This window comes from Myroides odoratimimus (assembly GCF_038039805.1).
Lineage (GTDB): Bacteria > Bacteroidota > Bacteroidia > Flavobacteriales > Flavobacteriaceae > Flavobacterium > Flavobacterium odoratimimum_B.
Window position 1 is genome coordinate 1 of sequence record NZ_JBBPHK010000037.1, and the last position, 22,932, is coordinate 22,932.

The window sequence follows — 22,932 nt, forward strand, 5'->3', positions numbered from 1 at the left end:
AACCCCTGTTACCAGGATGAAAACCTGGCGTCCTAACCCCTAGACGAACGGACCAATAATTGTAATATATAAAATTCTCAAAAAAGAGAATCTGTAGTCCGTAGGGGAATCGAACCCCTGTTACCAGGATGAAAACCTGGCGTCCTAACCCCTAGACGAACGGACCATTTGTTTCTCTAATGCGGATGCAAAACTACAATAAATTTTTTATCCCGCAAGAGAAAAACAAAAAAAAATGAAATTAATATGCTTTTGCAAATAATACTCTACCCTTAGAAGGCTTGCCTGTTAGCACACATATTCCCTCTTCCTCTTTTCTATCAATTGGAATACAACGAATTGTAGCTTTTGTAAGGTCTTTGATCTTTTCTTCTGTCTCACCAGTACCATCCCAGTGTGCAGAAATAAATCCTCCTTTACCTTCTAGCACTTCTTTAAATTCTTCAAAAGAATTCACTTCTGTGATATGCTCAGCTCTATAATCGTAAGCTTTCTTAAATAAGTTACTTTGAATAGTCTCTAATAGATCTTGGATATATTCTACGATACCCTCTTTAGACACTACCTCTTTAGTAAGCGTATCACGACGTGCAACTTCGAAAGTTCCATTCTCTAGATCTTTAGGCCCTACCGCTACACGCACAGGAACTCCTTTTAGTTCGTATTCAGCAAATTTCCATCCTGGCTTATAAGCTGTACGATCATCGAATTTGAAAGAAATATTTAATTTCTTAAATCTATCCGTGATCTTTTTCACTTCCTCACGAATAGCCTCTAGCTGCTCATCAGTTTTATGAATAGGTACGATAACTACTTGTATAGGTGCTAAGTTTGGTGGCAATACTAAACCATTGTCATCAGAGTGAGTCATGATTAACGCTCCCATCAGACGAGTACTTACTCCCCATGATGTAGCCCATACATGCTCTTGTTTCCCTTCTTGTGAAGTAAACTTAACATCAAATGCTTTAGCAAAGTTTTGTCCTAAGAAATGTGATGTACCAGCTTGTAATGCTTTACCATCTTGCATTAGTGCCTCAATACAGTAAGTCTCAATAGCTCCTGCGAAACGCTCATTCTCTGTTTTGAATCCTTTTACAACCGGAATAGCCATAAAGTTCTCTGCAAAGTCTGCATATACGTCTAACATTTGTTCTGCCTCTGCCACAGCTTCTTTCTCAGTAGCATGTGCAGTATGACCTTCTTGCCATAAAAACTCAGCTGTTCTTAAGAATAGACGAGTTCTCATTTCCCAACGAACTACGTTTGCCCATTGATTCACTAAGATTGGTAAGTCACGGTATGACTCAATCCACTTTCTATATGTATCCCAAATAATTGTTTCTGATGTAGGACGTACGATTAACTCCTCCTCTAACTTAGCATCTGGATCTACCTCTATCGTTTTTCCGTCTTCTCCTGTTTTTAATCGGTAATGAGTTACAACTGCACACTCCTTAGCAAATCCATCTACGTGACTTGCCTCCTTACTAAAATAAGATTTGGGGATAAACAAGGGGAAATAAGCATTTTGGTGACCAGTTTCTTTAAATTTCTTGTCTAACTCTGCTTGCATCTTCTCCCAGATAGCATACCCGTAAGGCTTGATAACCATACATCCACGTACACCTGAATTCTCTGCCAAATCTGCTTTGACAACTAATTCATTGTACCATTTAGAGTAGTCCTCACTTCTTTTAGTAATATTCTTGCTCATTTTTAATATATTAGCAGTTAAAATTGTTTAACTCTTAATTAACTATAATAATTCCACAAAACTAACTAAATTTGTTTTGACCGACAATTAAAAAAACAACGAAATGAAAACAATTATCCAAACTTCTAGATTATTAAGCAAATTAGGTATGTTTTTGCTTATAGGAGGATTAACTGTTTCTTGTGGTTCGTATTATAATACCTCTTATCACGATGGTATATATAGTCAAGGTGAGAATACTCAACAATATCGCAACAATCAAAATCCCGACGCTAATTACTATGCGGAGTATTTTAAGTCAAAAAGTGACGAATTCGAATATTTCACTGATGTAAATCAATATACTTCACCTGTCAATGACAGTGTGGTTCAACACAAACCTAAACAGGCTGTATCTTACGGCTCTTGGGGGACAGAACCTAGCAGTGTAAGTATTAATTACTATAATAACAGCTACGGATATCCTTACTATGGATATGGCTATCCATACTATGGTAGTTATTGGGGTGGTTATTACGATCCTTTCTATAGTCCATACTACTGGGGTGGTGGATTTGGTATGAGCTTCGGTTGGGGCTGGGGCGGTGGATACTACGGTCGCCCATGGGGAGGCTATTATGGTTATCCATATCATGGAGGTTACTACGCATACAGACCTAATTACTACTATAATAATGTATCCTATTCTAGAGGAGGAAGATCTAGCTATACTAGATCATCATATAACTCTAATAACGCTTACAGAGGCAATGGTAACTCTACCTATACGAGAAGTAATTACTCTGGAAGAAGTAGTAGTAACTACTCTAACAATAATAGATCAAGTTATAGCAGATCAAGCTACCAAACTAATAATAGAGGAAACAGTAACTCAGGTTATAACAACAACAGTAGAAGTTCTTACTCAAGATCTTCTTATGGTACTAGTTCTTATAATAACTCTCGTTATAACAACAGCTCTTCTAATAGTAGCAATAGCAACTATAATAACAACTCTAGAAGTTCTTATTCACGTAGTAGCTACTCTACTCCTTCTTCTTCATACTCACGCAGTAGTGGAAGTAGTTATGGTGGAGGCTCTAGAAGCTCTTCTAGCGGTGGAGGTAGTTCACGTAGTAGTTACAGTAGATAATATATAAGTAAACAAGACAGAAAAAATGAACAAGTATTTTTATACATTAGTAAGTTCTATCTTACTATCCGCAGCAGCTTATGCTCAAGAAACTGCACCTACAGATGTCATGAGATATAATCAGTCTGATCTAAATGGTACAGCTCGTTTTAGAGGAATGAGTGGAGCTTTTGGTGCAGTAGGGGGAGATTTATCTGCCACGAATATTAACCCTGCGGGGGGAGCTATATTTAATTATAATACAGCTGCCTTCAGTTTATCTTATTTAGCTAGAAACAATAAAGCTAACTACTATGGGAATAATACTTCCAAAAAATATGATGGTCTAGACTTAGGGCAGATGGGGGCAGTATTTGTTTTTAACAACTACAATGACAAGGCTACAATGAAGAAGTTCACCATAGGGCTTAACTATGAGAGTACTAAGAATCTAAGAAACGACATATTATTTAGAGGAACGAATACACATAATAGCTTAGGAGACTATTTTCTAAACATGGCGAATGAGTCTAAAATACCTCATAATGTCGCACAACCACAAGCTAACTCTCCAGAGCAAGCCTATATGTATGCTGGACAACAAGCAGGCTTCATGGGACAACAGACCTACTTAGCACACGAAGCATGGTTAATCAATAAAGGTTCACAAGAAGGAACATATACAGCGAACTATAATCAAAATAGTCAGTATAACCAAGCTAGATTATTTAACAACAGCGGGTTTACAAACAAGTTTGCAGCTAACTTTGCAGCACAACTGGGGCAACGTTTCTATGTAGGGGCAAACCTGAATATCCACGTAGTAGATTATACTCAGAGTAGCTTAGCTCAGGAGACTATCGCTACACCAGGAGGAAGAGGTTCCATTCAGTCTATGGGTTATTTTAACGAAGTCTATACTTATGGGACAGGATTCTCATTTAATATAGGAGCTATTGGACAGATTACTGAATCATTAAGAGCAGGTCTGGCTTACGAATCACCTACTTGGTACTCTCTTAAGGATGAATTAATCCAAGGACTTTCTACATCTCGTGTAGGTGAGAATGACGCTATAGTAGATCCTAGAGTAGTGACTGTATTTGATCGTTATAGACTGAGAACTCCATCTAAGTATACAGGGAGTTTAGCTTATATCTTTAAAGATAAAGGACTGATCAGTGTAGATTATACATTTAAAGACTATAGCAATAACGAATTCAGACCTAAAGGTAATAATACCTACAACGACTTAAACCAAGGAATCAACACCATGATGACAGGAGCAAGTGAAGTACGTATCGGAGGGGAATACATCATCAAGCAAGTAAGTTTAAGAGCTGGTTATCGCTTCGAACAGAGTCCTTATAAGAAGGATTATAAAATGTATGGTGATCTAAATGGATACTCTGCAGGTATTGGATATACTTTCGGTAGTTCTCGTTTAGACTTATCTTACTCTAGAACTTCACAGTCTTATAATACTTACTTAGTAGACACTACACTACCGAACCCTTATCAGGCTGCTAATATTAAAACGACAGATAACTTTGTAAGTTTGACATACAACATTAATTTCTAATTAGATTAGAAGTTTAAGTACTTAATCTCTTTATCGGATAAACTGATAAAGAGATTTTTTTATTATACCTTTGCAGTTCGATTTTTATAAAAATAATAATAAGCAAATAATGAAGTATATTTTTAAACTTTTCGCTGCAATATGCTTGCTTGCTACTGCTACAAGTTTTGCTCAAGAAGGTGTAACTACTCCACTGCGTTATACAGATTCTAACAAAGGTAAATTTTATATTTATTGGGGAGGTAACCGTGGTACATTCAGTAATTCTGACATTCGATTTAGAGGTGATGACTATGACTTCATCTTACAGAATGTAGAAGCATCTGACAAACCTAAAGGATGGCATATCGACTACATTAACCCTGCTCGTATGACTATTCCACAAACGAACTTAAGAGTAGGTTACTTTATCACTGATAAATATAATATCTCTTTAGGAGTTGATCACATGAAATATGTAATGGATCAAAACCAAACAGTAGGTATCTTAGGATACTACCCTGGTCAAGGTTCTTACGGAGAGACTATTCCTGGACATCCTAACCAAGTAAATCTAACTGAAGATTTCTTAATGTTCGAACACACAGACGGATTAAACTATATCAACGTAGAGCTAAACCGTGTGGATGACATCTCTAAACTTTTTGGAGTATGGAACACAGATAAAGTGCAGATCAACTTAACGGAAGGTGTTGGAGCTGGTATTGTATTCCCTAAAACGAATACTACTTTATTAGGTAAAGAAAGATATGACGAATTCCACGTTTCTGGATTTGGTCTATCAGCTAAAGCAGGTCTTAACGTGACTTTCTTTAAACACTTCTTCGTTCAAGCAGAGTTAAAAGGTGGATACATCGATATGTATGATGTACGTACTACAGCTAGCAAATCAGATAGAGCTATGCACAACTTCTGGTTCGGAGAAACAATCATCGTATTTGGTGGTATCTTTAGATTATAATAAAGACACATAAACGAACAATATACCGAGAGGCTATCATTTATTTGATAGCCTCTTTTTTATTCTCATTATATGCCATACAAATCGTATAAATAGAACCTCAGCACTATTTGTTTATTTAGAACCACTACTCTATCACGTGATATAGTCCAAAACGAATACTAAACCTATTCTTCTCCATCTTCTATTTTACTTCTATTTATTTATCTATTTTGCTTCTTAAAAATCGTTTTATAGTAATTTATTCCTTTCACTTCACTCCTTTTTTTACTCAAAAACAGTTTTTCCCTACTCTCACTATCCTTTTCTTATAAAACATTATATCTTTTTCTGCACTCAAAACGAGAAAAAACAAAAATAAGAAACTAGATATCAATCCATTACTAAAAATAATCTCTTTATTTCTCTCTAACCACAACACCCCTCTACCCTACTAAACACAAGTATTCTAGCTAAATCCTTCAACACTTCTTCAACATTTTCTCAAGATTGCTCTAGTTTAAAGCCCTTTTCTTGAAGAAACATTGAAGAAGTGTTGTCGCACTATTGAAAAAGTGAATTTTATCATTAAGAAACAAGACACTTCAATATCTTAAAGCCTTTTATAGACACCTAAGATAAAAAGGTAACTATGGCTTCGTACAATCAATTCTTATCACTCACTCTAACTAATTTGTATCCCTCGTAAAATCAAGGTTCTAAAACAGAATGTTTATAATTAGACTACTCGATTCACATAATTATACTAAAGCGCTTAGTTTGTAGCTAAAAAAAATGTAATTTTGCAGTCCAATTTTTTTAAATCAATGAGAACCAAAACTTTAAAAAAGAATAAAATCAACGTAATTACTTTAGGTTGTTCAAAAAACGTTTACGACAGTGAAGTGTTAATGGGACAATTAAAAGCAAGTGGAAAAGAGGTAACACATGAAGCTGCTAATGATGAAGCTAATATTGTGGTGATCAACACTTGTGGTTTTATTAATAACGCTAAAGCGGAATCAGTAAACACAATCTTAGAATACGTAGAGAAAAAAGAGGAAGGTATTGTTGACAAGGTCTTCGTTACTGGATGTTTATCTGAGCGATACAGACCTGATTTAGAAGCTGAAATCCCTAATGTAGATCAATACTTCGGTACTACAGATTTACCTTTATTATTAAAAGCATTAGGAGCTGACTATAAACACGAATTATTAGGAGAGCGTCTGACGACTACTCCTAAAAACTACGCTTACCTTAAAATCGCTGAAGGATGTGACCGTCCTTGTAGCTTCTGTGCTATCCCATTAATGCGTGGAAAACACGTATCTCAACCTATTGAGAAATTAGTAAAAGAAGCTGAGGGATTAGCTAAAAACGGAGTAAAAGAGTTAATCTTGATCGCTCAAGACTTGACGTACTACGGATTAGATTTATACAAAAAGAGAAACTTAGCAGAGCTATTAGAGAACTTAGCGAAAGTAGAAGGCATCGAATGGATCCGTCTTCACTATGCATTCCCTACAGGGTTCCCTATGGATGTATTAGAACTAATGAAGAGAGAACCTAAGATCTGTAACTACTTAGACATCCCTCTACAACATATCTCTGACAATATCTTAAAGTCTATGCGTCGTGGTACTACACAAGCGAAGACAACTAAACTATTAAAAGAGTTTAGAGAAGCTGTACCTGGTATGGCTATACGTACGACATTAATCGTAGGATACCCAGGAGAAACAGAAGAAGATTTCCAAATCCTAAAAGATTGGGTTCAGGAGATGAAGTTTGAACGCTTAGGATGTTTTACTTATTCTCATGAAGAAAACACACATGCTTATTTACTAGAGGACGATGTTCCTGAAGAAGTTAAACAAGCTCGTGCTAATGAAATCATGGAAATCCAAGCACAAATCTCTTTTGATCTAAACCAAGAGAAAATAGGACAGACATTCCGTTGTATCATTGATAGAAAAGAAGGTACTGAGTTTATCGGACGTACTGAGTTCGATAGCCCAGACGTAGATAACGAGGTAAGAATAGATGCTACTAAACACTACCTTAAAATAGGTGAATTTGCAGATATTCACATCGATAGTGCTTATGAGTTTGACTTATTTGGTACACCTGTAAAATAATATTTAAAAGCTGTTCTTCACTGAACAGCTTTTTTTGTACCTTTCTTTTAGAATCTAAAAAATTATTTAATCATATAGTCTCTGACGAATCTCTTATCAAGAGGGCTATTTTAGTTTGTTTACACAACAATAATATTAAGGTAAAGTTGACAATACATAAAACATTCATCTTTGTCCTAATCAATTAAAATAGATACCATGAGATTTCAAAAGAGACTATTAGTTTTATGTTTAGCTATGAGTTCATTTGCATTTGCACAAGATAATAAAGTATTGCGTATCGCACATAGAGGTGCTATGGGACACGTAACGGAGAATACAGTAGAATCTGTACTGAAAGCTGTAGAGATGAAATCTGATGCGATCGAAATAGATGTGTTTAAAGTAAAAGATGGCGCTCTAATGGTACACCATGACGATACTTTAGAACGACTAACGAACGGCAAAGGAAATATCGAACAATACACTCAAGCAGAACTACAAGCGCTATTAGTGGATGGTAAATATAAAATGCCTACACTAGAAGATATCATATCTGCTATCAATAGAAAAGCAGTATTAAATATAGAACTAAAGGGAGCAAATACTGCAGAAGGTACATACGCTATCATCCAACAGTTCAAACAAAAAGGATGGACGAATGCAGACTTTATTATCTCTAGTTTTAAATGGGATGAATTAGAAAAAATAGCTGCTCTAGATCCTAATTTAGACATCGCTGTGTTGACCTCTAAAGAGCCAGCTGATGCTATCGAATTTGCACATAAGATCAATGCTGTAGCGATCAACCCTTACTTCAAAACATTGAATGAGAAAAACGTGGGTAAAATCAAACAAGCTAAGTTAAAAATATATCCCTATACGGTGAATGAGGAGAAAGATATCCAACGTTTAAAAGATTTAAAAGTAGACGGTATCATCACCAACTTCCCAGAGAGAATATAATGTATTTTGGTTAGGTTATTTTAAGCAGAAAGGCGTATTCAGTGTGAATACGCCTTTTATTTTATTCGTTATTTATACTTTATATAGCTTCAAAGAAGCCTGTGAAATACTGTAAAAATAGCACCCATAAGATGATAATCGTAGTACCTAATATCGCTCCAAATAATCCACCGAGTACGAAGTCCTTTTGCTTCAGCATCCCTGTACCAAAGACAATGGCGTTAGGCGGTGTAGATACAGGTAAGAACAATCCACACGAAGAACAAAGTCCTACTACTAGCCCAACAGGTAATAACTGATCTGTAGGTAGTACAATAGCAGCAATATTAATCACAATAGTAGCTGTAGCAGTACTACTCATAATATTAGAAAACAGCACTGTCACTACTGCGAAAATAATCATCATCACGATCATATTAAACTCCATCCCCGCTAAGAACTGAGAGTAATATGGCGCTAATAATTCTTTAATAGCCATCCCTAGAGATAGTCCTCCAGCTACTAACATCAAGGTATCCCAAGGCAATCTACGCACGTCCTCTGCTGTGATAATCCCCAACATCGGCAAGAACATAATAGGTACCATCGCGGCTCCTGCTGTAGGTATATGTAATCTACTTCCTAACATCCACATCAATACTGTCACTCCTAGAATGATAATAACGGCTAGACGCTGTAAACGCATGCTGTTTGTCATTTCTAAGGCTTTATTTGCGAAAGAAACATCTAATCCTTTTACCTTAGAAGTATACTTGCGCACTACCGCATACCAAAATGTCCCTAATAAAACAACTGCTGGTAAGAACCCTAATAACAACCACTGAGAGAACGTAACATCGAATCCTTTAGATTTCAATACGTTCACTACGATCAAGTTAGGAGGTGTAGATACCATACTCATCATTCCTGCAAAGGTAGCTGCTGCTGGAATACTGACTAAAATGGCCTTAGACATATTAGAGTCTTTCCCCTCCCTATCTATCAAGGGCATTACTGAAGCTAATACCATAGCTGCAGTAGCTGTATTCGATATAATCAAGGATAGAACTGAAGTAACAATGATAATACCCAATACTAACATATTAGGATTAGAGCCAAAAACAGAAATAGTCTTCTTAAACAACGACAAGTCAAGGTTGGTCTTCCGCATTCCTTCACTCAAAAAGAAACCTCCTAAGAATATCCAAATCACACTGTCTGACCAGGTATCTGATATCTCTTGGGGCGAAATCGTGGCTCCTTGTATATTCCCCATGGTATAAACGAGAAAGCCTATAATCATAATCCCTACCGCAAAGGGAGGAATGGCTTCTGTCGCCCAGAGCAATATAGAAAATATTAAAATAAACATGGTGTATTTCTGAGCTTCACTAAAAACATCTGGAGCTAAGAAATAAGTACCTAACAGTGCAGCGACTAAAGAAAAGAAGAAAATACCTACCCTCGTTTTGATATTCCACATATTCCACGAAGCCTCTATTAGAAGCTCACTGTAGAATCGGATACCTGTCCTAATCTTTCTAATCTTGTCAAAGTAATCAAATTCCATATTCTTGTATTTAACCTTTAAAATTACAACAAATTAGTACATTAAGCCACTTTTACTATCGTATTATAAAAACAAAAGCGGAACTCGTAAGAGTTCCACTTTTAAGAATTAGTACATTAAACTTATAATCTATTAACTATGAAAGCATTAATTAAAACTATATTTTAACCCTATTTGTATTTGGTATGGGTTTCCTCTATTTACAGGAGTCCCTTTTGTATTTACTCTATAATTAAATTGTTGCGTAGCTTGATCAAAACCTGGTAAAGCCGCTGTTTCTCCTTTCTTAGGTACACCTAAAGCATATAAAGACTGCGTTCTCATAGATTTATTCACTCCCCAATCTTTATTCAATAAGTTCGCTACGTTAAATACATCTGCTGATAGCTCAAACTTGTGTTTTCCTTTAACATGGAAAGTCTTCGCTATACGCAAATCAAATACACCATAGAAGCTATTCTTTCCTCCATTTCTCTCCACTATTTTACCATAGCTATCTTGGATATAATTTTTAAGACTACTGCTTACTTCTGGGTTATCCATAATAGTTTGTAATCCATCCTTAATATGCTGTGGAGTATTAGGATCATTGATATCAAATACATACGCTAAGTCATTATTACCACTCACGAAATCTCCATTTGTATTACCTCCTGATAATAAGCTATATCTCGTTCCTCCAATACCAGAGAATCTCACTCCTACATTCACCCCGTAGAAACTAGGTGCATTACCATACACTACTAACTTATGTCTAAAGTGATTATCAGAATAACTCATTTTACTTAAATCTCTAGGGTCATCCGCTACTGGTAGTCCTAGTGTAGCTGAGTTAGCCACGTTACCATTATAAGAAGTATTATCCTTAGTAGAGTTCCACGTATAACTCACTGCTATCTGACCATCTCTATAATAGTTATAGTTAGTATCAAATACTAAGGCATAGTTATTTACCTTTCCTTCACTTACTAGTTCTAATACACGACCTAACTTATCTGATTTTCTTCCTTGTTTCCAATCTGATGCACCATTCGCTAAAATAGTTTCTACTGGAACGAATACTCCTCTTCCTCCTTCATTGTTTAAAGTAAAGAATGGTTTATCCACCATATTTCTATCTTTATAGAAGTAGTTATTACGAGCTAAGTTCATATACCCTGTCACACTCACCTTAAATCTACTACTGAAGAAGTGTGTATACGATAAGTTAGCCTTATACACCATCGGTACTTTTGCATCTTTTCCTGTGAAGTTGATTGTACTTAACTGATGTTGAGTCAAAGAAGGTATTGCACTCTTATCTTGTCTATATGCTTCAAAGTCTGGAGTAGGCACATCAGCTCCCATTACATCTACAGTAGCTAACTTACTTCCATCAAAAGTCAGGTTGTTAATCAATGCATAGTTATTCACATCTGATCCAAAGATACCTCCACCTAGACGGATATAGTCAGTATTGTTCTCATTGATATTCCAATCAAACTGAATACGTGGCTGTACAATCAAAGACTTAAACTTATTGTCTGTTCTTAACCCTAGCTCATCATATACTAACTGGTTAAACTTAGCTGTCGGATACTTCGCATAGTCTAAACGAAGCCCTAAAGTCATATCTAAACCAGGGTATAAAGAAGTCTTCATTTGTCCATAGATACCCGCATTTAATATATTGCCATCTACAGTAAGATCATCTACTAAAGGTACTTCTCTATAATATCTATAAGGTCTTAACTTCTCAAAGCTATCCATAGACGAATATCCTAGAGCAGGATCATTATTAAAATGGAAGCGCCCATTCACTTCACTACCGTATACTGACTTAGAGTTAGTCTGCATCACGTCAACACCGAAAGTATAGTTTACTTTATCTGTGTTATAGTATAAATTATTTACAACCTGAAAAACATTATTCGTAAACTTCTCTTGTGCAAAACGGTGTCCTCCTAACTGTATATTCGCTGAGCGTACACCTCCTCCAATATTAGAAGTTACGTTCTCTACAATAGCACGTGGTATATACCATCCTGGTAACTCTGCACTCTGATGGCTATCCTGGAATGTATATAAGTACTGTACTTTTAACTCATTAGTCAGTTTAGGACTGATATTCGTTCTTAATGTAGCTAATAAACTGTTGTCAACACTCTTATCTGTACCATAAGATTCGTATAGATTAATCTGTGTGTTATCTCCTAATCCTAGCGGATTATAGTCATACGTAAGGTTGTTTCTAACCGTTAATAAGTTGTTCTCGTTAATCTGCCAATCTAAACGCAAGAAGGCTGCATCAGAGTTTCTTCTCTTGTCAAATGTACCGTACTGAGGATTATTAGATACGCCATATTTATCACGAGCAATACCTACGAATTTATCTAAAGTCTGGTTAGTAATCCCGTATCTATCCTCATCAGCTGGTCCATTAATATCTGCAATCACTAGTGATCGAGTGTCTAACTGGTGATCCCATGCTACAAAATAGTGTAGCTTATCCTTAATAATCGGGCCACTTAAGGATAGTCCATATTGATAAGTAGAGTAATCTCTATCCCCTTTCTTATTTCCGTTGATATCATACGGACTAGATAACCAATCTGCACGCATATAAGAGAACATGGAAGCTGAGAACTCATTGGTTCCAGACTTAGTCACTGCACTTACGGTTCCTCCTCCACTTCGCCCTAATGTCACATCATACTGATTAGTCACTACCTGAAACTCACGTACTGCTTCCATAGAAACAGAATATGGAGCACCACTTCTACTAGTAGTCGCCCCTCCTGATGTAGGATTCTTAGCAGTAGTACCATCTATCGTAAAGTTAATAGAAGACCCTAGCTGTCCTCCTATAGATCCTCCATTCGATAAAGGTGATAAATCCGTTAGGTTAGCAAAGTTACGTCCGTTAATCGGCAGGTTCTTTATAGAGCTCGCTGTAAAAGTAGTCGCTGCCCCCAAAGACTCTTTCTGATTCTTTAAGCTCTTTCCATCAATAACGATTTCTTCTAAATGCTGATCATCTAATCCAATAACAATATCTACGAATACATTATCACCTTGGTTTACGTAGTACCCCGTTTTCTTTACTTCTCCACCAGCCTCGTCTTGTGTAACAACGATATAAGGCCCCCCTAATGGAATTTCTTTAAAGACGAACTCCCCATTAGCATTCGTCTTAGTACGTGTGGTAAATCCTGTAGATGTATTTCTAATCATAACTTCTTTTCCCTGTTGGATCGCATTATCCTGTAATACGATCCCTTGGATAGAAGCTTGTGTGGTTTGAGCAAAAACTTGTGCACTAAATAAAGTCGCACATACCAAACCTGCTAATTGTAATTTTTTTTTCATTTACGTTACTACTAGTTGATTAATGAAGTCAAATCTATTCCTCCATTATTATCTCTAGATGTTTAGTGCGTAAAGAAATTGTCATTTTTAAATTCAACAATTCAAAGAGTTATTATGAAAGTGTTAACTCATAATCATCTTATACTAAAGTCTGTCTTTCTCTGTCATATCTATTTCTTTAGAGCTGTATTTTACCTTTTGGTTTCCTAAATTATACTTTAAAGAAATAGCAAAACCTTGTGTATCGCTATAGTCTTTAAAGTAGTTATTTTGATTCGCATAGTTAGTACTAATGATCTGTCTATCACTACCAAAAATATTATATACATACAGATTAGCAGCTAACTTATTCTTCAAGAACTCTCTACTCATGATAAAGTCTGTACGCTGATAACCACTTATTCTAAAAGTCCCTTGTACAGTAGGAGTATAAAAGTTATAGGTCAACATCGCTTTCCAGTTACTTTTCTTTTCAATATCAACAGAAGTACTTAATCGCCCTCCAAATATTAAAGCATCATTCTTATACAACTTCTTATCTACACCATAAAAATAATCTTCCTGCTGTTGCAAGTAAAGGAAAGGACTCACTGACCAAATAGGTAAAATCTGGTGAGAATAGTTTACAATCATACCTGCTAGTTGTCGTTTATCTATATTTGTATAATGATAGATTAACATATTATTTTCAGGTTCTTGATAAGAGATTTCCATAGATGGATCACTCTCACGATTATAGAACAGTTCAATATTTAACTGATTCCAATTATAACTTAAACTAAAATTATGACTAATCGTTGGTTTTAAATCAGGGTCTCCTTGAAAATATGAAAACAGATTATAGTAACTCTTCGCAGGATTCATCCAAGAATACGAAGGTCTGTCAATACGCTTTCCATACGAAAAACTCAATTGTTCTTGTTCTGTTAGATCATACTTCACATAAGCTGTAGGGAATAACTTAAAGTATGACTGTGTATTACTCCCTACTCCTGTACTCTTCGTCTGAATGCCTGTGTACTCTCCTCTCAATCCTGCTTTGATTTGCCATTTATCCCATTGCTTCGTAAAGGAAGTATATCCAGCCCAATTGATTTCTTGATAATCATAATCGTTACTCTTGTCTTTATTAGGATTACTTGTTTTAGTATCAAAAAAGTCTAATGAATATAAGGCTTTGACAATACTATACTTACCACCTAACTCCCAGTTGGTTGTTTCTTTATCTATCGTATAATCAACACCAGATACAGCTAATCGTGTGCGCGACTTATCTTTCGTTGCAAAAAAGCGTTCAGATGGTAACTGATCTTTAAAGTTTAGTTCAGTTAACACATCTTGATTATCTTTCTGGTTATCATACGTAAAATAAGATGACCATAATAAATTTTTCTCGTAACTAAACTTTTTGTCTAACATAAAATACCCTGTGTACGTATCCATATTAGCACGCTTCTTATTAAAAGTGGTATAATTAGACTCTACAATATCCTCTTTATTATAGATCAATGTAGGGATGACAAAATCACCTTTGGTTTGTTCATTAATATAACCACTTCCTCCTACTGTCAGTGTCAATGTACTATCTACCTTTACGTCCAACTCTGCATTAAAACTATGACGACCTTTCATCTTATTCTTACGTGTCAGGTCTGTACTCCAACGCTCTCCGTTCTCATAGATAACGTTGTCTTCATTATAGCGCACTCCAGTTCCTTTTGTATAAGTATAATTACCCGATAAATTCACTTTATCACCAGAGTAAAAATGTTGAGTACCTAAGGTGTTAACCGCGTAGGTAGTTTGTTTAAAACGATTTGTTATACTCCCTTTATACCCTAAATTTATATTCTTTTTTAATTTAATATTCAATACTGCTCCTCCCTGAGCATCATACTTAGCAGGAGGATTAGTGATAACTTCTACAGCCTCTACCTGTGTGCCATCTGTAGATTCAAGCATCTCTTTTAACTGCTCTCCTGTCAGCATCACCTTTCTATCGTTAATCGTCACTAATATACTAGAGCTCCCACGGATACTTAGGTTATCTCCTATCGCACTTACCCCAGGTGTTTGTTTCAGAATATCCCACGCATTCGTAGTCGCTAAAGGCGTATCTTGTACATTAAATACTAATCGGTCTATTTCTCTTTTTATAGTAGGACGCTTAGCAGTAATCATTACTTCATCTAAAATAGCGTTATCTTCTGTTAACTCTACTACAGCTGGAGCCGTACCTAAAGGTATTGTTTGAGATTTAAACCCTACATAACTAAATTCTAATTGGGTAATCAATGTATTCGCATCTAAATCATAAACACCTTGTTCATCCGTATAAACAGACTGTACTATCTTGCCCTCTGCATCTTTTGCTACAACAGTAACGAAAGCCAATAGTTCCTTTTTATTGTCTGTTACTTTTCCTTTGATTTGAGAATTCGTTGTTTGTGCATTGACTAATACACTTAACAATAATATGCTCCATAAAATAAGTATACGTACCATAATTTCATTAATTTTAAACAAAGGTGTTGTATTCATTAAAAGAAGGTGGTTAATCAACGGTTAATGAACGGTTAACAGCAAAAGCCTGTTGATGTATTACCCTGTTTTTAAAGTATATTTGTGTATATGAAAAAGCTAAATTCTAAATATTACTTAATCATCTTTTGTGTTTTCTATATCCTCTTATTAGGATTAATGGGGTTCTATTTTAACCAAGCTATCCGTCTTAAACAAAAAGCTATAAATAGTCTAGCACATGAGAAAATAGATGATTTATTAGAGCAGAGCTCATATAAGAATATGAGTCTGAATAAAGAGAGTGAATTATATAAACATTTCTTAGCTCTAAAAAAACAAGAAACAAGTATAGATATTATCAAAGAGGATTATAATCATAATAGCGAATTATTTACTACTAAAGTAGATAGTACCTTTAAAGAATTAGGTTATAAAGTAGCTGCTAAATTCACGATAACACAGATTACCCTTAATGATAAAAATATAAACTTACTAGACGAACCTTTTACTTTCTTAGAAACAAATGAGAAAGTAGTTCATCCTCAAAAAATAAATACTTCTGAGTGGGAAATCAATGAGACGAGTACTCATGATCAAAATGACAATCATATAGGGGTAAAAAACGATAAGGATTTACATATCACTGTTCATCAAGAAAAAGAAATCGAAGTAGTTAATTATTTAAGTATTGTACTAAAGCAATTACTTCCTTTATTTATAGGTTCTAGCCTTATCTGTATCTTTATTTTAGTGCTTTACTATATCACTTATCGTACCATAAAACACAAAGAAAAAGAGGTAGCTAATCTATACAATATGGTAGATAATGTCTCTCATGAGTTTAAACTTCCTATAGCTACCTTAAAATACGGTTGTAAGAATCTGTCCAAAGAATATGATTCGCCAACTATCAACCTTCTACTCCGTCAAGTAAATCGATTAGATCGATTACAGAATAGCCTTAACCCTGTTCTATCAGATGAAGAAGAAAGCTATAAAAAAGAAGATGCTTTAGTGCTGATAGAGGATCTCCAAAACCTATATCCTGAAGCATTATTATCATTAGAGTGGAGTGCTAAAGATGAACTCAATCTCCCTAAAACTAAAATAGAGACTGTGCTTCTTAATTTATTAGAGAACAGTATTAAATATGGTGGGACAGAGATTAAATGCAGTGTCTCATCAGATGCTAATCAATATATCATCACAGTTATAGATAACGGAATGGGAATCGCTAAGGATAAACAGAGTGATATCTTCAAGAAATTCTATAGAATACGAGAAGGCAATATCCATAACACCCAAGGACTAGGTATTGGCTTATACCAAGTACAACAAATAGTAAAATCACTTCACGGAAGTATTAATATAAATAGTAAACTACAAGTAGGGACTACTTTTAAAATCACGATACCTTATGTATAAATTATTATTAGTAGAGGACGATATTGATTATGGTACTGTTATCCAACAGTATTTAGGTATTTGTGGATTTGAGGTAAAATGGTTCACTACTCCAGAAGAAGTTATAGAGACTGTAACACAAGAACACTTTGACTTAGCGATATTAGATATTATGCTCCCACAGAAAGATGGTTTTACCTTATCGAAAGAGATTAATACGGTATTACCAAACTTGCCTTTCTTATTCTTAACAGCAAAGAACCAAAGCATCGATCGCTTAATGGGGTTAAAGTTAGGTGCTGATGATTATATCTCTAAAACATGTGATCCTGAAGAACTAAAGCTAAGAATAGAGAATATCCTAAAGCGAACTGCTGTACCAAAGATAGAACAGTACTTATTAGGCAGCTATACTTTTAATCCTATACAGCTAAAGCTTAGTCATCCCTCTGAAACAATACGTCTGACAGAACGAGAGAGAGATTTATTACTTTTATTGATCAGTCATAATGGTGATATTATCTCTCGTGAGGAGATCTTACAGAAGCTCTGGCCATCTGCTGATTACTTCAATGGGCGTAGTTTAGATGTATTCGTCACCCGCTTAAGAAAATACTTTCAACACGATGAATCTATAAGTATACTAAGTTTAAGAGGGGTTGGTTTTGAGGTGAACTTATCCCTTAAATAACGTGAGTTCGATATAAGAAAAGGCAAAAAAAGCTATAAAAAAAGAGACTGCGAGTAAGATCACAGTCCCTTTAACTATTTTATTTACCTTGAAAACGTTTGAGAAAAGTCTCGTTCAGCTTTTCTTTATCTTTTATTCTACTTAAAGATTCTAAGGCTTTCGCTTTATAACTTTCATCCTTAGTATCTTTAAATAATTCGTCTGAAGCAAGTGCATAATTGGCATTAAAGTCATCTAGTGAATTAAATGTAGTTTGACACTTATCTAAATATTCTAAACCTGCTTCATACTGAGTATCCGCTATAAAGAGTATTCCCTTCATTAAATATACTTCTTGTTGTCGTTGCTCCGTCCAGGTATTCTCTGCTATATATAGCTCTTCTGCAATACTTAGTTTTTGCAATCCATTAGCAATATCTCCTAAAGAAGTAGCCGTAAGCCCTATTCCATAATATCCATCAGGGTCATTGGGAAAGTCTTTGATCAGTTCTTCATACTTTTTTCTAGCTAAACCAATATTTCCAACTCTTAAAGCTGCTTCTGCTAATTCTTCTTTAAACACTGAATTACTTTTACTAGCTAAACTATCAGCGTAATAATAGTATGTTACAGCTGCTTCGTGCTTATCTTGTTTAGTTAAAGCTACTCCTGTAAAGAAATAGGCATCACAAAGTGTTTTGTCTCTTTCTATTAAACTAAAAAACACCTTACCTGCAATATTATAATACTTAGGCGAACTAAGAGCTTCTAAGCCTATTTTATACAATCTCTCCACTTCTATATCATCAGCTGGACAACTAAACTCTAAATCGTCATAAGAATACTTATTCTCAATACTCTGGGCATAAGTGGAGTTAAATACAAGACACCAAATACTAAAAAGTAGAAATACTACAAGCTGTAGTTTATCTTTGATAAACAATTTCACTAGTAGGAGATGCATTATAATATTCATTATTTTCCTGTTCTTTTATACGATCAGTAAACAACACTCCATTCAAGTGATCAAATTCATGTTGTATAATAACAGCAGTAAAACCTTCTATAACTTCCTGGAAGTGCTCTCCACTTAAATCATAGTAAGTAATCTGAATAGCTAAGCTCCTATATACTTCTCCATATTCATTGGCAATAGACAAACATCCTTCTTCTCCTCTTCTCAATATTTTAGAATACCATACAATCTCTGGATTAATAAAGAATTCGAATGGTTCACCTTTTTTATCCATTCGTTGCACTAGAAAAACTCTTCGATTGATACCGACTTGAGGTGCAGCTATTCCAACACCAGGCTTCTCTTCATTGCGAACAGTTTTATACATTCTCGCAATCAGATATTTTAAGTTCTCATCTGTCGGTAATACTTCTTCACATCTCATTCTAAGTACTTGTTCTTCCACAGGACTATCCACTTGGTACACATGCATTGGTTCATCTACAGTACTTTGTTGTACAAGAAGATTTTCTATATCGTTTAACTTGCTGTAAGTAATCATTTTATTTTGTTTTACACCTCAAAAGTATAACTTAAATCACATATAAATAAAAAAAGCTCAGAGAATCTCTGAGCTTTTTACTTATGCCGATTTAGGAAGACTATCAGGGGCTTGTATTGGCAATACCTCCGGTATAACAGGAATAGAATCATTCACAGATTTTACATCTGATCCTTCATCTTCATCCTCGTCATCATCCTTTGCCCCTTGTCCCAACACTTCACTTGCTTTATATCTACCTAATTTAATTTTAAAATCTTCTGCATTACCTGTTATTCTCATTGGTATTCCTATAATACCTAAGGGAGGTAATCCCAATCTAAATCCAATATTTAGATCTCCATCTAAACTTACTTGTCCCTCGAAACGTGGTCTAAAGCCAGCCATCTTCATTTTAGTTCGTTCAATAGTCATTACATTATCTTTAATAGATGATTTAATATTTACATCAGATAATGTCCCTTTTTCCAAAGATTTAGCATCTGTCTTATCTGCAATAGCTCCTAAAAGTTTAAATCCTTTAAAACTAATATTAGCTAAAGATAATGTACCTTGACCTTCAATACTATTCATTACAGGAAACATACTACTATTTAATTTTCCTTTCAAACTATAATCTAAAGAAACTGTTCCGTAAGCATCCTTAGCCATTGTCACCATCTCTCTAAACAAAGTAATTTCTTTATATGCTCTTTGAATATCAAATTCCGATGCTTTAAGGTTATAACTAAACAAAGCACTTCGGTAACCTGTAGGCTCGTAAGTACCATTCATAGATACATTTGTACCGATCAAGTTAAACTTTGTATCCTTTAAATCGATACTTCCATTAGTTACAAGCAGATTACCTGTAAAATTCTCAATATTGTATTCTGTGTATTTAATCTTATCCGCTAATGCATTAAAAGTAATATTGATGTCTTTTGGAACTTGAATAACCCCAGCATTAGATGTATTTGCTGTTGTTATATTACTAGTTTTATTATTTGCAAACATCATAAATTCATCAACGTTCATATAAGGAGTTTGTAAATCAAAATTTCCTTTTAAGGTATCTCCTTTCAGCATATATCCGATTACATTAGTCAAATACCCATTCATTGAAAATTTAGAGCTACCATAAGTAGCTTCAAACTTCTCAAACTTCATTTTCTCTTTATAGAAAGAGAATACTCCTTTCTTAATATGTAAAGGCTTAGGAAACATATCTGAAGATACCGTAATATTATCTACTTCAAAACGCCCTCCATTCTTAAGTTTATCAAAGTCTCCCTTCACTGCATCACTTTGCAATCCACTTAAGAAAAGACTTGTTAACAACCTACCACGTACATCTATACCGTCTATCTTAAACAATTTATACAAGTTTCCGATATTCAATGTCCCTTTTGACTTCACATTATAATTCAAGTTGTTTAAATTATAAAGACTTGCTGCTAGTTGGAAAGGTTCACCAGCTATCTTAAAGTTAATAGGCAAAACTTTAATAGTTAAATCATTTAATGAACCACGTTTACTCTTAATAATAGTATGTATATCAATATTCTCAATAGGTAGTTCAGGAATGCGCTTAAACTGAATATATCCATTTACAAACTTAACTTCAGAGTCTATTACTGGAAATAGTTTACGTTTAGGTTCGTAAGTTCCTTTAACACTACCTTTAGCATCAATAATTCCACGTAATACAACATCATTAATTGGTATAAACTCCTTAATTTTCTCTAAATCAACTGCAGCATCTATATCGGCTTCAACATTAAAATCACGTAAGTTCTTTAAATATACATTTCCTTTAATATGATTATCCATAGCTGATAAAGAAATATCAGAAAAACGTAAGCTGGTATTTTTATAATTAGAATCCTTAGCAGCTATATCTAGATTAAAATTAATTTCTTCTAATGCTTTAGGCAATTCTTCTAATTTAAAATAACCATTCTTCAAAGATCCTCTTAAATCGAAAGTAGGTATACTTGTAATTGTACTATCACGATACACTTTGCGCAAAGTTCTTGTTTCAATAATACCTTTAGAATAGGTTCCATCAAACTCCCCTTCTAAAGATAAAACTCCTCGCATAGCAAACCCTTCAATCCCTACAGCTTTTTGAAACAAGTCAAGGTTAATAATTGAATTAATCTTCCCTTTTGCATTAATTATTGTCAAACCTTCAATCTCTGTATTTATATCAGTATGATTATTATCTAAATCAAAAGATAGCTTATTTATAGATACTTTTCCTTTCTCTACATCTAACTTTGGCATTGAATAAGAAAAATCTAGTTCGATATTTTCTAATGGTTTAGCAACTTGTTTGTTCTGTACAAACCCATTCTTTAATTTCAATGATAAATCAACATTAGGGCTTAAACTATCAACAATTACATACTTACCTTCTAATAAGAACTTACCATCAACATCACCAGCAAATTTAGTATCATCTAACCAATATTGATACTCAGGTGGTATTACGGATAAAAGTTGCTCTAGAGTCGCATCCTCAGTTTTAATGTCAAATAGCATGTCATAACCATTTTCTATAAAACCAAAATGTCCCTTAAAATCAACAGGCAGTCCTTTTATACGTAAATCATTTTTTTCAAACACAAAAGTTAAAGATTTTGTATCAACTTTAGTCTGGAGTTTAGCAAGAATAGGTTTTTCTTTAACATAATGAACACCATCAAAATTCAAATCAAAAGATTGAATACTTGCCTTACTAAGTAAGTCGAAAACATCATCGCTCATATTCCCTTGTCCTACATAATCAAAATCAGAAGCTATAAAACTCAATCTACTAGCCAAATCATTATAGATTATCTCTGCATTATCAATATGAAGCTCATCTATCTTTAACTCAAGGCTCTCATCACTTTCTTCCTTTTCATTAGAAGAAACAAAAATATCATAATTTGCTTCCCCTTTTTCTGTAACATTTATATGAACAGTTGGACTATCTACATATATTCTATTAAAACTTAATTTCCCACTAGCAATACTAAAAATATCAACGCCTAAACTAACAGATTTAGCTACAAATAAATGGTCAGAATATAAAGAATCTAATTGAACTCCTTCAATACTAGGTTTAACTACTGTTGCTGTTAATAAAGGAAACCTATTATAGAATGATAAATCTATTTTTTCAAAGTCTACATCTCCTTTGATAGATTCTTTCATCAACTCCTTTACTTTAACATTAATTTGATCTGCATAAAATACTGGTACAATATACATTAGTGCTAATACTAATACACATAATACTCCAATGCCAATTCCTACTCTAATAAGAACTTTTTTCACAGTTTTCAACATAGCTTACTTAATCTTCAATATGCGTACAAAGTAACAGCTTTTTTTCGCAACTTTAACAATCATAAACAGAAATATAGCACAAAAGAATATACTATTAGAAAGGCATACAAACAAAAAATCCCCAACCTCTAATGAGATTGGGGATTCTATAAAGAAAGGCGGCGACA

General features: G+C 34.5%; 14 protein-coding genes and 1 tRNA gene. 7 read left to right on the forward strand and 8 right to left on the reverse strand.

All coding sequences use genetic code 11. The features are described from left to right. Positions 1-94 precede the first annotated feature (94 nt). Both AABL85_RS16710 and proS read right to left on the reverse strand, forming a co-directional pair. Positions 95-166, reverse strand: a tRNA-Glu gene (locus tag AABL85_RS16710). A 75-nt stretch (positions 167-241) separates the two neighbouring features. Continuing rightward, positions 242-1,717 carry a proline--tRNA ligase gene (gene proS, locus AABL85_RS16715; RefSeq protein WP_006264474.1) on the reverse strand — a complete coding sequence of 492 codons (1,476 nt, stop codon included), beginning with the start codon at positions 1,715-1,717 and terminating at the stop codon, positions 242-244. A gap of 103 nt (positions 1,718-1,820) precedes the next feature. Here proS and AABL85_RS16720 point away from each other — a divergent pair, with 103 nt between their 5' ends. From AABL85_RS16720 to AABL85_RS16740, 5 genes are all read left to right on the forward strand, one after another. Then, positions 1,821-2,849 (forward strand): hypothetical protein, encoded by a 1,029-nt coding sequence (locus tag AABL85_RS16720; protein ID WP_341310922.1) that lies wholly within the window; start codon positions 1,821-1,823, stop codon positions 2,847-2,849. Positions 2,850-2,874: 25 nt separating this feature from the next. Beyond that, positions 2,875-4,410: an OmpP1/FadL family transporter gene (locus tag AABL85_RS16725; protein ID WP_341310923.1), complete on the forward strand. Its 1,536-nt coding sequence runs from the start codon at positions 2,875-2,877 to the stop codon at positions 4,408-4,410. Between the two features lie 109 nt (positions 4,411-4,519). Further along, positions 4,520-5,371 carry a hypothetical protein gene (locus AABL85_RS16730; RefSeq protein WP_286416907.1) on the forward strand — a complete coding sequence of 284 codons (852 nt, stop codon included), beginning with the start codon at positions 4,520-4,522 and terminating at the stop codon, positions 5,369-5,371. Positions 5,372-6,177: 806 nt separating this feature from the next. Beyond that, a complete protein-coding gene (gene rimO, locus AABL85_RS16735; RefSeq protein WP_341310924.1) occupies positions 6,178-7,491 on the forward strand; it encodes a 30S ribosomal protein S12 methylthiotransferase RimO in 1,314 nt (437 codons plus the stop codon). 198 nt (positions 7,492-7,689) lie between these two features. Continuing rightward, entirely contained in the window at positions 7,690-8,436 is a 747-nt protein-coding gene (locus AABL85_RS16740; protein WP_286416910.1) for a glycerophosphodiester phosphodiesterase, read from the forward strand. 79 nt (positions 8,437-8,515) lie between these two features. Here AABL85_RS16740 and AABL85_RS16745 read toward each other — a convergent pair whose 3' ends face one another. From AABL85_RS16745 to AABL85_RS16755, 3 genes are all read right to left on the reverse strand, one after another. Further along, on the reverse strand, positions 8,516-9,985 hold the full coding sequence (locus tag AABL85_RS16745; protein WP_286416913.1) for an SLC13 family permease: 1,470 nt from the start codon (positions 9,983-9,985) through the stop codon (positions 8,516-8,518). A 147-nt stretch (positions 9,986-10,132) separates the two neighbouring features. Then, a complete protein-coding gene (locus AABL85_RS16750; protein WP_341310925.1) occupies positions 10,133-13,333 on the reverse strand; it encodes a carboxypeptidase regulatory-like domain-containing protein in 3,201 nt (1,066 codons plus the stop codon). A 144-nt stretch (positions 13,334-13,477) separates the two neighbouring features. Beyond that, on the reverse strand, positions 13,478-15,874 hold the full coding sequence (locus tag AABL85_RS16755; protein WP_341310926.1) for an outer membrane beta-barrel family protein: 2,397 nt from the start codon (positions 15,872-15,874) through the stop codon (positions 13,478-13,480). A 90-nt stretch (positions 15,875-15,964) separates the two neighbouring features. Between AABL85_RS16755 and AABL85_RS16760 the strand changes: the two genes are divergently transcribed. Together AABL85_RS16760 and AABL85_RS16765 are read left to right on the forward strand one after the other, a co-directional pair. Further along, complete coding sequence (locus AABL85_RS16760; protein ID WP_341310927.1) at positions 15,965-17,281, forward strand: HAMP domain-containing sensor histidine kinase; 1,317 nt, start codon at positions 15,965-15,967, stop codon at positions 17,279-17,281. Then, a complete protein-coding gene (locus AABL85_RS16765; RefSeq protein ID WP_341310928.1) occupies positions 17,274-17,951 on the forward strand; it encodes a response regulator transcription factor in 678 nt (225 codons plus the stop codon). Before AABL85_RS16760 ends, AABL85_RS16765 begins: the two co-directional genes overlap by 8 nt. Before the next feature lie 79 nt (positions 17,952-18,030). Here AABL85_RS16765 and AABL85_RS16770 read toward each other — a convergent pair whose 3' ends face one another. The 3 genes from AABL85_RS16770 to AABL85_RS16780 form a co-directional block, all read right to left on the reverse strand. Beyond that, positions 18,031-18,906, reverse strand: a complete 876-nt coding sequence (locus AABL85_RS16770; protein WP_341310929.1) for a tetratricopeptide repeat protein — start codon at positions 18,904-18,906, stop codon at positions 18,031-18,033. Further along, a complete protein-coding gene (gene def / locus AABL85_RS16775) occupies positions 18,857-19,447 on the reverse strand; it encodes a peptide deformylase (RefSeq protein WP_341310930.1) in 591 nt (196 codons plus the stop codon). The genes AABL85_RS16770 and def overlap by 50 nt, the downstream gene beginning before the upstream one ends. A gap of 81 nt (positions 19,448-19,528) precedes the next feature. Next, positions 19,529-22,753 (reverse strand): AsmA-like C-terminal region-containing protein, encoded by a 3,225-nt coding sequence (locus tag AABL85_RS16780; RefSeq protein ID WP_341310931.1) that lies wholly within the window; start codon positions 22,751-22,753, stop codon positions 19,529-19,531. Positions 22,754-22,932 lie beyond the last annotated feature (179 nt).

Excerpts from the sequence above, each read along its gene's own strand:
- proS (WP_006264474.1), bottom strand. The coding sequence starts at position 1,717 with ATGAGCAAGAATATTACTAAAAGAAGTGAGGACTACTCTAAATGGTAC.
- AABL85_RS16720 (WP_341310922.1), top strand. The coding sequence starts at position 1,821 with ATGAAAACAATTATCCAAACTTCTAGATTATTAAGCAAATTAGGTATG.
- AABL85_RS16725 (WP_341310923.1), top strand. The coding sequence starts at position 2,875 with ATGAACAAGTATTTTTATACATTAGTAAGTTCTATCTTACTATCCGCA.
- AABL85_RS16730 (WP_286416907.1), top strand. The coding sequence starts at position 4,520 with ATGAAGTATATTTTTAAACTTTTCGCTGCAATATGCTTGCTTGCTACT.
- rimO (WP_341310924.1), top strand. The coding sequence starts at position 6,178 with ATGAGAACCAAAACTTTAAAAAAGAATAAAATCAACGTAATTACTTTA.
- AABL85_RS16740 (WP_286416910.1), top strand. The coding sequence starts at position 7,690 with ATGAGATTTCAAAAGAGACTATTAGTTTTATGTTTAGCTATGAGTTCA.
- AABL85_RS16745 (WP_286416913.1), bottom strand. The coding sequence starts at position 9,985 with ATGGAATTTGATTACTTTGACAAGATTAGAAAGATTAGGACAGGTATC.
- AABL85_RS16750 (WP_341310925.1), bottom strand. The coding sequence starts at position 13,333 with ATGAAAAAAAAATTACAATTAGCAGGTTTGGTATGTGCGACTTTATTT.
- AABL85_RS16755 (WP_341310926.1), bottom strand. The coding sequence starts at position 15,874 with ATGAATACAACACCTTTGTTTAAAATTAATGAAATTATGGTACGTATA.
- AABL85_RS16760 (WP_341310927.1), top strand. The coding sequence starts at position 15,965 with ATGAAAAAGCTAAATTCTAAATATTACTTAATCATCTTTTGTGTTTTC.
- AABL85_RS16765 (WP_341310928.1), top strand. The coding sequence starts at position 17,274 with ATGTATAAATTATTATTAGTAGAGGACGATATTGATTATGGTACTGTT.
- AABL85_RS16770 (WP_341310929.1), bottom strand. The coding sequence starts at position 18,906 with ATGAATATTATAATGCATCTCCTACTAGTGAAATTGTTTATCAAAGAT.
- def (WP_341310930.1), bottom strand. The coding sequence starts at position 19,447 with ATGATTACTTACAGCAAGTTAAACGATATAGAAAATCTTCTTGTACAA.